Below are 14,641 nucleotides of genomic sequence, written 5' to 3'. Positions count from 1 at the left end.
TCGGTCGCCCGAGCCGCCGCGGTTCCAGGGCCGGCCACGCCCACAGGACAACAGGAGCCGAGCCGGCCCCGGCGAAAGAACCACCGGGACCGGCTTGGTCTTCCGTTCAGCTGTCGATCACGGACCGCAGCCGCAGAAGCTGCCGTACGTCCCGCGCCACACCTCGCTGTAGAACGCGATCCCGTACGTCCACCGGTTCATCCGGCGCATCCAGTCCGGCGGGTTGCGCATGTGGATGGAACGGGGACTGAAGTTGCTGTCCCAGAACTGGCGGAACCGGTTCTTCGTACACTCCTTGATGTCGCAGTGCTTCGTCCGGCAGCCGCGCGGGGCCTGGCTCGACGCGTCCTTCTTCGCCGCCTTCTTGGCGTCGCTCTCGGTCTTGCCCTCGCCCGCGCCCCAGACATAGCCGGTGCACTTCGGGTCGTTGCCGACCAGCGCGCACTTCGCCTTGCACTTCCACTTCTGTCCGTCCAGGTCGTACTGGTTGACCGGGTCGGACGGGTAGCCGTACAGGTTGTCGCCGCCGCCGTAGAGCGGGTCCACGGAGAGGAAGCGTCCGGTGTTCGGGTCGTACAGGCGAACGCCCATCACGACGAGCCCGGACACCGTGTCGGAGGCGCGCTGCTTGGCTCCCAGCCAGCCGTACCGGGTCGTGGGCTGCGAGGCCTTCGGGTTGCCGTACTCGTCGTGGTCCAGGGCGATCGGCGCGGCGGTGGTGTCCAGCGGCAGCAGCAGCGCGATGTCACCGTGGACGTCGGCGAACTGCAGGACCGTCTGGCCGCTCTTGCCGGTGGTGGCCGCGAGGTCGCCGCCGGCCGAAGTGACGTTGCGGGTCACCGTCCCCGCCGCGTCCTCGACCACCCAGCGCGGGACGTCGCTGTCGCTGCAGTAGTGGTTGACCTTGGTGCTGCTGGTCGTCCACGTGCTGCCACTGCCGGTCGCCTCGACGGTGGTCCGCACCCGGTTGGCCGGGTCCAGCGTCCACGTCTGCCGCCGGGTGCCGCTGGTCTGCTGCGCCGGCAGGTCGTTGACGAAGTAGGCGAGAGTGCCGTCGCCCCCGGCGGTGGTGGCCCGCCCGAACGCGTCGTACACGTACCCCGAGCCGGCCAGCCGGTCCGCGCTGTCGTAGGTGAACGACGTCGTCGTGCCGCCGGAGGCCGGGCAGTCCGCGCCCGGCGCGCCGGTGGCACTGGTGAGGGTCTTGCGGTTGCCGCGGCTGTCGAACGTCTGGCCGCGGGTGGTGCAGACCGTGTCGGTGGTGTCCTGGACCTTGGTGAGGCGGCCCTGGGCGTCGTAGCCGTACGTCTGCGCCGACCAGCCCGCGTGGCTCGCGACCTGGTCGTGGATCGTGCGGGTCACGGTGTCGGCGAACACCAGCACACCGTCGCTGTCGCGGGTGTAGGTGCGGTCGACGGTGGACCCGCCGGCGTCCTGCGCCACCGTCAGGGTGTAGCCACCGGGCAATTTCTCGCTGGTGACGGTGCCGTCCGGGTCGTACGACGGCTGGAACGCTCCGGCCACCGAGTCGGTGATCCGGGTGGCCAGGCCGCGTGGCTCGGTCGCGTGGTCGTACGTGTAGGTGACCGTCGACGGGACCGTGTCGGTCACCTTCGTCGGCCGGTTGAGCAGGTCGTACTCGGTGGTGGTGCGGCCGTTGTCGGCGTTGGCGTACGAGTACAGCCGGCCGAGGGAGTCGTAGACCTTGATGATGGTGCCCGCGGTCGCCGACACCGTGCGCACGGCACGCCCGGTCGCCTGGTCGTACTCCGTGGTGACCGCAGGAATGGCGGTTCCCGTGCCACCGGTGGTGGTGACGGTCGCCGGCCGGCCGGCCGCGTCGTACGACGTGCTGGTCACCCGGCTGACCCCGTTGGCGGTGTCGGTGACCTTGGCCGGGTTGCCCCACCAGTCGTACTCGGTGGTGCTGGCCGCCAGCGCCGCCGGGTTGCTGCCACCGCCGGTGATCGCGCCCGCCGGCCCGGTGGAGCAGAGCTGGTCGGCCCACTCCGGACGGCCCTTGCAGGCGCCGGTGCCGGTCGCGGACCAGTAGGCGGTGACCTGTGTCGCCGAGTCGGTGCCGCTGCTGCCCGGCGTGACCTGGCGGATGATGCGGCCCTGCGCGTCGTACTCGCTGGTGGTGGTGAGGGCGAGGCCGCCGGGGTCGGCGACCGTCTTGGACACCAGGCCTTTGACCCAGTCGTAGGTGGTCTCGGTGACCCGGGCCTCACCCAGCACGCCGGGGAACTGAAGGACCTGGGCACCGACGGTGACCTTGGTGACCTGGTCGCGAACCTTGGCGGTGCCGTCGGTGGGACGGCCCGCGTCGAACCCGTTGTCGGTGCGGGTGCGTGCGGCGGCCGACGATCCGGCCGCGAGCAGGACCGTACTCCCGCTCTTGAGATCGGCGCCGAGCTCGACGCGGCGCAGCGGGCCGAGTTCGGACAGCTGGCGGGTGCCGGTCTCGTTGTGCGTCGTACGGGTGGACAGCAGTTCGGCACGCTCGGCGGTGGAGAGCCCGGCGATGCCGAGGTCGGCGAGGGCTGCCCGTCCGGCCGCGGTGAGCCCGAGCGCGAGTGACCGGTTGGCGGCGGTCAGGCTGCGTACGGTGTTGCCGAAGCGGTCGTACTCGGTGGCGGTGATGTGCCCGCCGGGCAGTGCCACATTGGCTTCACGCCCGGAGGCGTCCAGGTAGTGGACGCTGGCCCGGCCGTAGGAACCGGCGGTCAGGGCGCTGCCGGTGTGCGCGGCCGGCACGGAGTCGGCCAGGAACACGGCGGTGGCGTCGGTCGGCGCGGCGCGCTGGCCCCAGGCCGCGACATCGGCGGTGCCCATCGGGTACGGGGCTTTCGTCCCGCTGACCGGCACGTCGTAGACGATGCTGGTGACCGCCGTGCCGTTGACCGTCGCCGTGGTGCCCGGGGTCAGGGTCGGCCGGGACACGCGCAGCAGACGGCCGCCGTCGTAACCGAACGACCAGGGCTGCTCGCCCGGCTGGGTGTACTGGGTGAGGTGCCCGGAGCCGTCGTACGCGTACTTGCGCTTCACCGACGGGGTGATCAGCGGGTTCCAGGCCTCCCTCAGGCGCCCGGATCCGTCGTAGGCGTACGCCTGCACGGTCTTCGCCGTCGCAGCGGCAGCACCGGGTTCAGTCGACCAGAGACGCAGCTCCTTGACCTGGTCGGTGACGTCGCCGAGGGTCTCACCGCTCGCGGTGGTGGCGGTCGCGTAGACGTACTCGAGAACCCGGCAGCCCTTCGTCGCCGGGGTCTGACCGCAGGTCGCCGCGGCCACCGCCGAGGTGGGTGCGACGACCCGCTTCGGCCGTGCCAGGCTCTTGCCGCCGACGGTGACAGCCTCGGAGACCACCGTCGTGGTGGAGTCGGCGAGCCCGTCGAGCTCGGTCTTCTGGAGCTGCCAGGTGTCCGATGCGGCGGCGGGCTTGGCGAAGACACTGACGACACCGTCGGTGTCGGTGAGGGTGAACGTGCCGGTCACCGCGCCGGTCAGGGTCAGCTCTTCGGAGCCGGGTTCGGAGACCCATCCGGTACGGGTGGCGTTCGCGGTGAAACTGATCTGCTCACCTTCGGCGTCCACCAGGGTGACGGCGGTGTCCGAGACCCGCCGGATGTGCGTACCGTCGAACTCCGGCAGCATGGCGGTCGTGCCCGCGACCCACTCCTTGCCGAAGATCGGCGCCTGGCCGGTCTGGGTCGCGCCCTTGTCCGGCGTCCGCGACGACAGGGTCCGGGACGCGGACAGCGCCCACGCCGACACGTCGGTCTCGGTGACCGTGTAGTCGCCGGTCAGCAGGTTCACCGAGCCGGGGCCGAGTTTCTCGGTGCCGGCGCCGTCGGCGTTGCGGTCGACCACCACGGTGATCGGGTTGCTGCTGCCCGCTGCCGCGTTCGGGCCGGTGAAGTCGGCTTTGAGCTGGACGCTGCCGTCCGGATCGACCGTGTCGGTGGCGTTCCAGACCAGGTCGGCGGTGCGACCGGCGGTCAGCGCGACCGGCTGAGCGGTGACGGGGGTGTCGCCGGCGAGCAGGTGCGCTGCCGGGATGACGGTCCACGCGTCGGCGGCCGAGCGCCGCCAGGAGAACGTGGCGGCGGTGTAGCGGGCCTTATCGGCGCTCGCCACGAGCGGGACGCGGCGCGCGGTGCGCTCACCGTCGTCGGGCTGCGTGAAGCCGCCCGGGCCGACGTTGATCGTGTAGCTGATCACCTCGGACTTGTTGTCGGCCTTGTCGACCGAGCGGACCTGGAGAGTCTGCTCCCCGTCGCGGGCCGGCGTGGCGGTGATGTTCACGGCCGAGGCCGCGCCGCCGGTGGGCACCTTCGCCCACGCCGAGCCGTCCAGCGACCATTCCAGCCAGTTGTGGTCCGCGGCCGGCGGCGTCACCGTGAACGAGCCGGCCTGCCCGGCGCCCTTGACCCACTGCCCGGCCGGGTACTCGGTGGACGTGATGCCGCGCGGCGCGGACGGCGCGGTGGTGTCGACGGTGAACGTCTTCCACGCCGACCAGACGGTGCTCCAGTGGGTGCCGTCGTACGGGTTGGTGCGGAACTTGTAGGTCTTGCCGTCGGTCAGCACGCCGGCCGGCACGACCACCGACGACACCTGCCCGGACGGAACGAGCTTCGACGTGTAGTTCGCGCCGACCTGGGTGTTGGTGGCCGCGTCGTACACCTGGAACGTGGCCTGCACCTTGTCACCGTTGGAGTCGATGAACGTGTCGCGCAGCGTCGGTGTCGTGGTGTTGACCGTGTAGGCGCCGCCGTAGGAGAAGTACGGCGGTCCGGCCTCCTGCTTGATGCCGGTGCGCGGCCGGTAGTTGTAGGTGACCGTCAGCTTCGGCACGTTGGTGGCCGCGTTGCCGGAGTTCACCTGCTTCCACTCGGCGGTCGCGGCCGACGGCGCGCGCAGGCCCATGTGCGCGCGGGCGTACTTGGCCCCGGCCCAGAACGAGACCATCGTCGTCACGTCGCCGGTGATCCAGCCGTCGCCGCCGCACTCCGAGCGGCCCTTGGTCTGGGTGGGGGTGGCGAACTGCTCGTTCCAGGTCGGCTGGTTGCCCCAGCGCGACGCGGTCGAGGGCGCCGTCGTGTCCCAGATCTGCCAGGCCTGCGCCGTGCAGGCGGTGTTGCCGGAGTGGAAGTTATAGAGGCTGACGTCGGCGTCCATCACGATCGAGTCCGCGATCGGGGCGGTGTTCCAGGTGATGAAGGAGCGGGCGTAGCGGGTGCTGCCGTCGGCGTTGGTGGTGCCGGGGTTACCCCAGTACAGCTCGGTGTCGGCCGACCAGTCGACGGTCTCCCCCTCCTGCACGCGGGTGTCGAAGACGTTGCCGAGCGCGGCGGTCGTCGGGTCCACGGTGACCGGGTAGACCGTGGCCGGGTCGGCCAGGAAGGCCGGGTCCGGGGTGAGCACCAGATCGACGGTGTCGCCCCGCTCGACCACGTCCAGGCCGACGGGGGCGCGGTTGGTGTGCTCGCCGGAGACCGGGTCGGTGCTGGCGTCCCACATCATCGGCGCGGGCATGACGGCGCGCTTGCGCTTACCCGCGTCGGTGAAGACCAGGCTGCCGTCGGCCTGCTCGGTCACCGTCAAGCCGGGGGTCCGCAGCGGCAGCGTGTACGAGTAAGCGCCGGAGGGGCGCTGCTTGATGACGGTGTACTGCTCGAAGCCGGTACGGGTGGCCTCGACGACGACATCGGCGCCCGGCACGGCGTCGGGGTAGGTGACCGTGGTGCCGTCGACCTGAGGCTTCGGCAGGCCGCCCTTCCATTGCAGGGTGATCTGCTGGTCGCCCTCCCCGACGGTGGCCAGGGTGCGGGCGGCGGCGGTGCGGGTCTCGGCCATCGACCGGGCGCGGGTGCCACCTGCGCCGCCGAGGCGCAGACCGCCCGGGTGTGCCTTGGGGGTGACGCTGCCGTCGGCGGCGGGCTGCAGGGTGAGGTCGACGTCGACCCACTTGCCGTCACGCTGGAAGCGAACCGGCCCGGAGGACAGTTCCGACGTCAGCGAACCGTCGGGGTTGACCCAGGTGGTGGTGGACTCGTCGCGTTCGGAGAGCGCTTCGACGCGTTTGCCGGAGAGCCGGGCCAGCGCACGCGCGGAAAGGACGTCGGCGGCCTCGGTCGCATACTGCTGCGGTTTCGGCACCGCGGTGGGCAGCGGAGCTGCCTGTGCCGGCGGGGCGGCCGGCAGGGCGAGACCGGCCAGCAGCAACAACGCCGCCGCAGGCACGGTGAGCGGACGGGAGTGACGCAACCTCATCCTCCAATGTGGACGCTAGGGGAACGGGTCGGCGCGATCCAGCAGGATGCCCAGCGGTCCGCGAACGTGACAGACCTCGACCCCCGTCGATCCGGAGGGCCGTTGGCTCGCTCCGACAGGGGAAGTGAAGCACCACGTTCCGTATAGATCAAGAAAGCTTTCAGTGACGAAGATTTCCTTCGATCTGACCTGCGCCGATGGGTCCGCGGGCGGGCCGAGGGTTGCATCCCGCCGACCGGATCCATACGATCCTCCTGTTTTGGCCGCTTCGAGTGCGCTGATCAAAACCGGCCATAAGGCACCGCGATGGGAGCATCAACGTATGACGACGCCACCCGTCACGGTGCAGGTCCACTGCCGCGTCACCGTCCGTGTCGACGACCCTGCCGCTATCACCGCCCTGGCCGTCCAGCGCCTGCGCTCCGCGAACATCGACTGGGACGACGAGGACGACGACCTGGAGACCGCCGCCGCCGAACTCGGAGCCGATCTGCTCACCAGCATCGCCGGCCTGGCCGACCCCGACCGGCTGCTGGCCGACGTACTCGGGGCCGAGGTGACCGGCGCCCACGTCTGGGCCGAGCCCATCTCCCCCGGAGCTTCCTGAAATCGCCTTCCCGGTACGGGCGGGCATACAGCCGGCCGGGTGCCGGTCAGCCGATGGCGCGGGCGAGCGCGGACCCTGGCGGAGCAGGCCGGTGACCTGTCGCCGGACGGAATGCAGCGGCTGCTGAGGTGGGCCGATTGGGACATCGACGCCGTGCGTGACGAAGTCCGGGATTATGTAATCGAGCACCTCGGTGACCCGAATGGTGTGCTGATCATCGATGACACCGGATTCCTGAAGAAGGGCGTGAAGTCCGCCGGGGTCGCCCGGCAGCACTCGGGAACCGCCGGGCGGATCGAGAACTGCCAGATCTACGCAAGATCTTCGAAATTAAGTAGCCGACCCGCCGCCGTTCCCGCTTCGGATAGTGCGTCTCCAGCTTTCCAGCTCACCGTGACGTACGGTCCGTCAGTGCTCTCAACTATTTCGACCAGATATCCAGGCGACTGCGGCTCCAATCCGAAAATAATAGCCGCAGGGAACTCAGAGGCTTGACAACTTCCTCGGCAATACGCTGCTTATCCACTCTATCACCCACCGCCTCCTACTGTTGTTGACCAAGAACCCTCCAGAGCGCCTTCCGCAAATCCTCAGTTGTCGAACTATTGAAACGCGCTTGCCCGAGAATATAGGGGACAGTGTACGTACATCGAGGTCGTCCGGGATCACCTTCTGGCATGCACGTCAATACGAACCTCCGAGTGCTCAATTTTCGGGTTGTTCTTGACGACGATGTAAACTCGATTTTTCCACTCAAAGAATGCGGGATTACTGCCAACCTGGGCTTTGACTTTATTAAAAGACAAGCTAGTCGGTAAGCAGGGCACCGTATAGAAACAGATCGCCAATCTGCTCAGCCGGCAGCGGCAGCTGGTCTGGGTGGGCCGGCCGGACACCACCGAAAACCATGCCGACGAACGCCGCTGCGAGGACCCGAGCGGGAAGACGTAGTTGCCCCTGCTCAGGGTCCAGCAACTTTTCAACGGCTTCCCGCATTTCCGAAGATGTACCTTCAAATGAGCAGTGGTCAACGTCTCATACTCCGCCAGGAGTGGAAGAGTCGCCCGCGTGATCTTCTGGCGGAACTGTTCATTATTGTGGCGGCCATAGTGAATCAACCTCCAATGGTCAGAGTGTAGTAGATGGCAATATGGCAGGTTGGGAATTGGTTGAGTCGATCCTCTGACACGTTATACACACGGTCGGAGTCCCTCGGCGCGGTCGCGCGGGTCCGCTCCCTGGCTCAGCCCCGATCAGGTCCTGGAACGCGACGGAGATCGCGTTGAGCTGGTCTTCGGTCATCCGCTGCGGCGGCGCGTCAGAAGTTGATTGTCAGGACCGTTGGGCGTGCGTTCGCGCAAATCGGAGCCGGGGCGCGAAGGATAGTCAGTCAGCCGCGCTGAGCACGGCGGCGACGCCGTCCACGAACCACTGCTCGAACCGTTCGACCGGCCACCCCCGCTCGCGGACCAGCCAGTCGTAGTTGCGGATGTCCTGGGCGAGCCATAGCACGTCGGCGGCCCGCTCCTGACTCACCAGGACCTCGCCGGTGGCCGCGAGATCGGCGGCGAACATCGCCATGCCGCGGCGCCGGTCCTCGATGTTCTTGCGCCAAATTGCCGCGGCGTCGGCGTCGGCGGTCGCCGCACCGGCCAGGGCCAGCATGACGTGCAGCTGTCGCGCATGGGTCTCGGCGAGATGCCGGGCATACCGCGCGAGCTTCGCCCGCAGGCCGGTCAACGCCCGGATGTCGGCGACGAACGAACGCTGCGCCATCGCCACCCGCTCGTCGTCGCCGACCAGGGTGACATCGACGAGATCGGAGAGCAGTTGGCGCTTGTTGCCGAACACCGCGTACACGGTCTGCACAGCGACGCCGGCCTCGGCGGCGACAGCGGTCAGTGGCGTCGCAGCGTAGCCCGGGTCCACGAACAGTTTGGCGGCGGCGGCGAGGATCGCCCGCCGGGTCTGCCGCGCCTGTTCCTGACGACGGGGCGAGACGTAACGACGGTTGACAGTCACTCGCGTAGCGTAGTCCACTATTCGATAGAGCTTGACTCTATCGACTCGACATCAGGAGATGGCCATGCCGTACGGCGTCGTGCAAGACATGCCCGGAGTCAGCGAGCAGGAGTACCGGCAGGTGGAGAAGCACCTCGGTCCGGACCGGCCGCCGGGCCTGCTGGCCCACGTGTCCGGCCCGTCCGACGAGGGCTGGCGGATCATCAACATCTGGGCCGACGAGGCCGCGTTCCGCCGGTTCCAGTCCGAACGCCTGATCCGTGCCGCCGGGCTGGCCGCTCAGGAGGAAGGCTTCGATCCGGCAAAGGCCGCCTCCTTCCGATCGGCGAGCGTCGACGGCGCCGAGATGCCGTTCTGATGACTGACACTGCCACGCTGCGCGCCCGCAACGCCGACTTCTGGGGCCGGACCGCGCCGGGGTGGATCCATCAGGCGGACCGGCACGACGAGATCGGCCGGCCGCTGGGCGCCGTGGCCCTCGACTGGCTGCGGCCCCAGCCCGGCGAACGGGCGCTGGACATCGGCTGCGGGTGTGGCGGCACGACCGCCGAGATCGCGAAGGCCGTCGCTCCGTCGGGCACCGCAGTCGGTCTTGACCTCGCGGAGGCGATGGTGACGACGGCCCGGAAACGGTTCACCGCACCGGGCGGCGCGGGACCGCGGTTCGTCGTTGGTGACGTCGAGACGCTCGACGCCGTGCCCGGAGCGCCGTTCGACGCCGTCTACTCCCGGATGACGTTGATGTTGCTCGCCGAGCCGGTCGCCGGCCTGACCACAGTCCGGCGGGCGATGCGTACCGGCGCCCGGTTGGCCGCAACGGTGTTCCGCGACGGCCGCGTGAACCCGTGGCTGCCGGCGGCGCTGCTCGGTGCGTCGGCCCACCTGGGACCGTCGCCGCCGCTGCCAGTCGGCGACGAGCCAGGCCCCTTCGCGTTCGCCGATCCGGCCCGGGTGACCCGCCTGCTCATCGCCGCCGGCTTCACTGACATCGGTATCCATCCGTACGACGTCACGCTCGACGCCCCGGACGACTCGGATTTGGTCACCGAATGGCTCATCGAGATCGGTCCCGCCGGCGCGGCCTACCGGGACGCCCAGCCCGTGACCCAGGGGCAGGCCCGGGCCGGGGTGGCCCGCCTGCTCGAACGGTTCCGCACGCCCGGCATCGGTTACCGGCTGCCGACAGGACTTTGGTTGATCACCGCTCGCTCAGACAGCACCAGCGCACCATGACCTCTCAGCGTTCCTCACACCGATCATCAGCACCGCCGCGCTGTCCGGCTGCACTTCAGCCGGCACCGACGTGCCGTCCACCGAGCGCCCGCGCCGGGCGGCGACGGAGCAACCCGGGCGAACCGCGAGCCGCCCACCGCGGCGGGCAACTCCTATTCGGTGACGGACGTCTGCACGAGGCTGCCCACCGGGTCGGGCATCGTGGCGGCGGGCGCTGGCTGGCGGCCCCCGACTACACCGACCGTTCCCGCGGCTTCGAGCAGGTGCTGAGCGACTTCGCCGCGCTGCTGCTCGGCTACCTCGCCGACGGAGCAGCCCTGCCCGACCCGGTTGCCATCCCCGGAGCCCGCCGGCAGACACCAGCGGCAGGCACCCGCCGACGACCCCATTGCCCCGGCGATCCGCCGGGGCCGCGAGTGTTCCGCCGACGTCGATGCTCTTGGCCGGCACGCCCTGTTCGCGGCAGATCTTGTCAGCGCCACTCGTATGCTTGCGGCGTGAGCTTCCGCGACGACTTCGAGGGCCACGACCTCGACCGCTCGGTGTGGATTCCGCACTACCTGCCGCAGTGGAGCTCGCGTGCTGAGAGTGCGGCAACGTACGAGGTCGGCGGCTCGGAGGTGCGGTTGTCGATTCCGCCCGAGCAGGGCCTGTGGTGCCCCGTCGATCACGAGGGGCCCCTGCGCGTCTCGGGCATCCAATCCGGCGTGTTCTCCGGTGAGGTCGGCAGCACGGTCGGCCAGCAGCCGTTCCGCGACGGGCTCCGGGTGCGCGAGGCGCAGCCGACGCAGTGGGGCTGGACGCCGCACTACGGCGTGCTGGAGGTCCGCGCGCGCATGGAGCTGACCGCGCGCTCGATGGCGTCGGTCTGGATGGTCGGCATTGAAGACGAGCCCCAACGCTCGGGCGAGATCTGCGTCTTCGAGGTGTTCGGCGACGCGATCGACCGGACCGGACCGGCGGTCGGCATGGGCATCCACCCGTTCCGTGACCCCGCTCTGCGTGACGACTTCGCCGCGCCGCGGCTCCCGATCGACGTGACCGACTTCCACGTCTACGCCACCGACTGGTGTCCGGGCCGTGTGGACTTCTTCGTTGACGGCGACCACGTCCACACCGTGGAGCAGGCGCCGGACTACCCCATGCAAATGATGATCGGCGTCTTCGACTTCCCCGCTCGGCCGGCGGCGCCCGCACACGCCGGCCATGTGCCGCTTCTCGTACTCGATTACGTCCGGGAGGCCTGAGCCCACCGGGGACCCGGTCTCGACCAGGTGCCTGCACTGCAACGCACGCACGTCCGACATGAGGCCGGATCAGGGAGGACGACGCAGATGCCCCAGGTCATCATCGGAGTGGACCTCGTGGTCAGGCGGGTGCCGGCCGGCGAGAGGGAAATGGCCTTCGTGCGCCGATCGGCGGGATCGGGGATCCGGACCACCAGGCCGCGCTGATCCAGGTCATTGACGATCGCTCGGCAGCACGCGGATGTCGGCCGGAGCATCGAGGCTCGAGCCGACCCGGGTTCGCTGGCTCATTCGCAGCCGGAATCCCACACCGTGCTGGTGTGCGGGAACGCCAGCAGGATCTGGGTGGACGGCAGATGCAGGCTCTCCTCGGTGGCGACGTCGTAGAACACCGCGGTGCCGGCCGCCTTTCCCAGATACAGAAGGCAATTCCGTTTGCTGATGTCCGGGGTGCCGGCTGGCATCTTCGCGGTCCAGGACACCTTCACCGTGCTCGCCTGTACCGCGAGCACCGGGATCTGGACGAAATGTAGCAGGTAGATGTTGCGGACCGCAGTACCCTGCTGTGCCTCCTTGCCGAACATCAAGGCGAGTATCGGCAGGCAGAGCAGCACCGTCGCCAGGCCTGCGAACCCGCAGCGCCGGACGAGCCGGATCATGGCGGCCCGGCCCGGCCAGGACACCGCTTTCCGCCACCGGCCGGCCAGCGCGTGACGGGCTGAACCCAGCGCCAGCGCTCCTGCGAGCAGGAATACGGCGAGGATGAGGGCGAGTTCGACCGTGCCGATCAGCTGGCCGGAGAGGATCTCCAGGTACCCGTACCCGGCCTCCTGAGGGGTGGCGCGTAATGGCAGGTAGAAGAAGACGTTGGCGAGACGCAGGACGCCGAACAGGACCGCGCCGATGAGACCGACCAGAGGCGCGACATATTTCACGGTCAGGTCGAGGAGCGTGTCGTTCCGGCGCTTCACCGCCTGACGCGGAAGGGCCTGCATGCGTTGAAGCGACGGCACGCGTCGGGCCTGGTGTTCTGAGGAGTCTCCACGAGAAAGCCGTAGTCTCCGTCCGGCTCGTCCGAGACGGTCCATCGGATGACACCTTCACCCCATCGGTCGGCGATCACTGGCGGGAAATCGTGGACCACGCGCAGCCGTTCGGGCGTCTCCCTGCCGTAGAGGCTGGCGAAGATGGGGGAACCCGGCCGGCGTCCGACCACCGCGGCCGACACCGTTTCACCGGGTTCGACCCGGTCGGTCAAGGAGAAGTGAACACCCGGCCTGGACGCGGGCTTCGCCACGATGAGGCCGGAGGTGGCCGGAGTCTCCGTGGCCGTCACCTCGAATCGGTAGGTACCGGGGTGCGGAAGGGCACGGAGGACCTCCTCGCCGCTGTACCAGACCCAGGACCGGACGCCATCGTGGTGTTTCCTGCCCGGCCAGGTGGTCGCGGTGCCGTCGGGCGCCGTGATGCGCATGACGGGTTCGTCGTTGAGTGTGAATCCTTCGAAGCAGAAGACCAGCGGGTCGTCCAGGCGATCCAGCACCACCGTCGGCTGGACGCCACCAGCGGGCGGCCCCTCACCGCAACCGACAGCGGGCAGGGCCGCGCCGAAGACTCTCCAGATCCAGCTGGGGCGCTTCCGGCGCTTATCCGGCTTGCCGGCGATCGGTGCGTGAACTGATGCCTGAAGGGTCGTCGACGGAACCGCGACCGACGACAGGGTGAGAGGGTCCTCGGCGCGGTTCTCCGGGGTGGCGCTCAGCAACGAGACGGTGGCCGCGGCGAGGACGGCATGACAGATGAGGCGCACGTCGAATCCCACTCGGTAGTCACTCAGGTGCCATTACTGTGAGTAATTCCGAAGCGGTTGTCCGGGCTATACCGATGTGCTCACCTTCCGGGTGACCCCGTGACTGCCTGAGGGTGGCCGTGTCGCCCGAGTCCCCGCGATTGACCACGATCTGACCGCGTTCTGACCTGGTAGGCGAGCACCCGCGAACCCAACCCTGAGCTATGCGTACGACGATGTCTCCGCTCGCCGCCTGGACCGCCAGCCTGGCCGCCACCGCGGCGTCCACCTACGCCCTGGACGCCTGCGCTGCGGCCGCCGGCGCCGGCCTGGTCGCCTCCGGGCTGCTCGCCGATCTCGGTCACCGGTCGGTGGTGGCGTTGCTCGTCGTGAGCTACGCGGTCTGGGTGTTCGGGCTGCGGGCCAACCTCCGGGCGAACGGATCTCTGCTGGCGGCGACGGGGGCGAGCACCAACGTGCTGTCCAAGCTCGCCTACGACGTGACCGGGCGCCGATGGGCCGCCTCGCTGGCCTACGCCGGCACCGAGGTCGCGAAGGAGGTGCCGTACTACACGGCCGCGTTCGGCGCCGCCGTCGTGACCGATGCGATCACCACCGATGAGGCGCTCGTCTTCCTCGCCGGCGCGAACGTCGGCGCCGCGCTCTACGAAGGCGGCCTGGCCCGCCTCACCCGGACCGTCCTGGCCCGGCGCCGCGGGCACGCGTCGTCCGGCATGGACTAAGGGATTCCTGCTGTGCCGGGCACGCCGCGCTCATCGATCAGGGCTTCGAGCACGCCGAGGTCCTCGGATGACAGCCACGTCTCCTCCAGCGGGGCGCCACCGGCCTTCTGGATGGCCGCGGTCAGGGGCCCGGCCCAGAGGTGCTCGATCAGGGCGACCGCCGCGACGGATCCGGGCGGCACGGCATCGGCCAACGACCACACCGCGTCCCCGGCGGCGTCCGCGCCGGCCTCATCGCCGCCAGCCTCATCGGCGCCGCCGGGCTGCCCGAGGACCACGGCCGCCAGACCGCCGAGTCCCGCGTCGGCCGGCACGGGCAGCGTCTCGACCGTGCCGTCCTCGGCGCGCGAGACGAGGAGCAGGTCGACCAGGCGGACGATGCCGGCCTGGTCGAGGCGGCTGAACTCGGCGAGGATCTCCCCGGAGAACGCCGGATGTTCGAACCCGACGACGAGCACCTGCACCGGCCCCATCACCGGTTCACCCGCGCCCGCAGATCCTGGTACTCCTGGGCGGTGATCACGCCGGCGTCGAGCAGCTGCCGCAACGCCACGAGCGGGTCCGGTGCCGGCCGGGGCCGCGGCCGGTTCGGATGCGAGGCCGCGTGGGCCTGCGCCGGCGTGAGCCGCCCGCCGTAGTAGGGCACATCGCCGGTCATCCCGGACCGCCGCAACTGCTTGGGCACCAACAACATCGGCCCAGTCTCGCCCGCCGGCCGGGT

At 69.5% G+C, this 14,641-nt stretch carries 11 protein-coding genes and 1 pseudogene; 6 read left to right on the top strand and 6 right to left on the bottom strand.

Annotation, left to right across the window (positions count from 1 at the left end; genetic code table 11):
• Window positions 1–117: 117 nt before the first annotated feature.
• A complete protein-coding gene (locus tag EP757_RS24940; protein WP_127549894.1) occupies window positions 118–6,279 on the bottom strand; it encodes an RHS repeat-associated core domain-containing protein in 6,162 nt (2,053 codons plus the stop codon).
• Window positions 6,280–6,601: 322 nt separating this feature from the next.
• Between EP757_RS24940 and EP757_RS24935 the strand changes: the two genes are divergently transcribed.
• On the top strand, window positions 6,602–6,886 hold the full coding sequence (locus EP757_RS24935) for a hypothetical protein (protein WP_127549893.1): 285 nt from the start codon (window positions 6,602–6,604) through the stop codon (window positions 6,884–6,886).
• Window positions 6,887–6,958: 72 nt separating this feature from the next.
• Window positions 6,959–7,240 (top strand): annotated as a pseudogene (locus tag EP757_RS24930) (transposase); the annotation flags it as partial.
• A 1,032-nt stretch (window positions 7,241–8,272) separates the two neighbouring features.
• Here EP757_RS24930 and EP757_RS24925 read toward each other — a convergent pair.
• Window positions 8,273–8,908 carry a TetR/AcrR family transcriptional regulator gene (locus EP757_RS24925; protein WP_232049985.1) on the bottom strand — a complete coding sequence of 212 codons (636 nt, stop codon included), beginning with the start codon at window positions 8,906–8,908 and terminating at the stop codon, window positions 8,273–8,275.
• Between the two features lie 64 nt (window positions 8,909–8,972).
• Here EP757_RS24925 and EP757_RS24920 point away from each other — a divergent pair, with 64 nt between their 5' ends.
• From EP757_RS24920 to EP757_RS44020, 3 genes are all read left to right on the top strand, one after another.
• Entirely contained in the window at window positions 8,973–9,266 is a 294-nt protein-coding gene (locus EP757_RS24920; RefSeq protein WP_127549891.1) for a hypothetical protein, read from the top strand.
• On the top strand, window positions 9,266–10,141 hold the full coding sequence (locus EP757_RS24915) for a class I SAM-dependent methyltransferase (RefSeq protein ID WP_127549889.1): 876 nt from the start codon (window positions 9,266–9,268) through the stop codon (window positions 10,139–10,141). Before EP757_RS24920 ends, EP757_RS24915 begins: the two co-directional genes overlap by 1 nt.
• A gap of 497 nt (window positions 10,142–10,638) precedes the next feature.
• A complete protein-coding gene (locus tag EP757_RS44020; RefSeq protein ID WP_232049984.1) occupies window positions 10,639–11,388 on the top strand; it encodes a glycoside hydrolase family 16 protein in 750 nt (249 codons plus the stop codon).
• 287 nt (window positions 11,389–11,675) lie between these two features.
• Here the strand turns inward: EP757_RS44020 and EP757_RS24900 are convergent, their stop codons facing one another.
• Window positions 11,676–12,383 carry a hypothetical protein gene (locus tag EP757_RS24900; protein ID WP_127549885.1) on the bottom strand — a complete coding sequence of 236 codons (708 nt, stop codon included), beginning with the start codon at window positions 12,381–12,383 and terminating at the stop codon, window positions 11,676–11,678.
• Window positions 12,356–13,198 (bottom strand): hypothetical protein, encoded by an 843-nt coding sequence (locus tag EP757_RS24895; RefSeq protein ID WP_127549883.1) that lies wholly within the window; start codon window positions 13,196–13,198, stop codon window positions 12,356–12,358. The genes EP757_RS24900 and EP757_RS24895 overlap by 28 nt, the downstream gene beginning before the upstream one ends.
• Before the next feature lie 203 nt (window positions 13,199–13,401).
• On the opposite strand from EP757_RS24895, the gene EP757_RS24890 reads away from it, so the two are divergent.
• The gene (locus tag EP757_RS24890; RefSeq protein WP_127549881.1) at window positions 13,402–13,920 is read left to right on the top strand and encodes a hypothetical protein; all 519 of its coding nucleotides are present in this window, start codon (window positions 13,402–13,404) and stop codon (window positions 13,918–13,920) included.
• On the opposite strand, the gene EP757_RS24885 is transcribed toward EP757_RS24890, so the two are convergent.
• Window positions 13,917–14,393 (bottom strand): hypothetical protein, encoded by a 477-nt coding sequence (locus EP757_RS24885; RefSeq protein WP_127549879.1) that lies wholly within the window; start codon window positions 14,391–14,393, stop codon window positions 13,917–13,919. The two genes, EP757_RS24890 and EP757_RS24885, sit on opposite strands and share 4 nt — an antisense overlap.
• A complete protein-coding gene (locus tag EP757_RS24880) occupies window positions 14,393–14,614 on the bottom strand; it encodes an SHOCT domain-containing protein (RefSeq protein WP_127549877.1) in 222 nt (73 codons plus the stop codon). Before EP757_RS24880 ends, EP757_RS24885 begins: the two co-directional genes overlap by 1 nt.
• Between the last annotated feature and the right edge of the window lie 27 nt (window positions 14,615–14,641).

The organism is Actinoplanes sp. OR16 (assembly GCF_004001265.1).
Classification (GTDB): Bacteria; Actinomycetota; Actinomycetes; order Mycobacteriales; family Micromonosporaceae; genus Actinoplanes.
Note: the sequence above shows the minus strand (reverse complement) of the source record. Positions and strands in the feature narration are given on the sequence as shown.

What these genes read in the sequence shown, in the direction of transcription:
- EP757_RS24920 (WP_127549891.1), top strand. Translation starts at nt 8,973, where the DNA reads ATGCCGTACGGCGTCGTGCAAGACATGCCCGGAGTCAGCGAGCAGGAG.
- EP757_RS24885 (WP_127549879.1), bottom strand. Translation starts at nt 14,393, where the DNA reads ATGGGGCCGGTGCAGGTGCTCGTCGTCGGGTTCGAACATCCGGCGTTC.
- EP757_RS24880 (WP_127549877.1), bottom strand. Translation starts at nt 14,614, where the DNA reads ATGTTGTTGGTGCCCAAGCAGTTGCGGCGGTCCGGGATGACCGGCGAT.
- EP757_RS24915 (WP_127549889.1), top strand. Translation starts at nt 9,266, where the DNA reads ATGACTGACACTGCCACGCTGCGCGCCCGCAACGCCGACTTCTGGGGC.
- EP757_RS24940 (WP_127549894.1), bottom strand. Translation starts at nt 6,279, where the DNA reads ATGAGGTTGCGTCACTCCCGTCCGCTCACCGTGCCTGCGGCGGCGTTG.
- EP757_RS24935 (WP_127549893.1), top strand. Translation starts at nt 6,602, where the DNA reads ATGACGACGCCACCCGTCACGGTGCAGGTCCACTGCCGCGTCACCGTC.
- EP757_RS24890 (WP_127549881.1), top strand. Translation starts at nt 13,402, where the DNA reads ATGCGTACGACGATGTCTCCGCTCGCCGCCTGGACCGCCAGCCTGGCC.
- EP757_RS24900 (WP_127549885.1), bottom strand. Translation starts at nt 12,383, where the DNA reads ATGCAGGCCCTTCCGCGTCAGGCGGTGAAGCGCCGGAACGACACGCTC.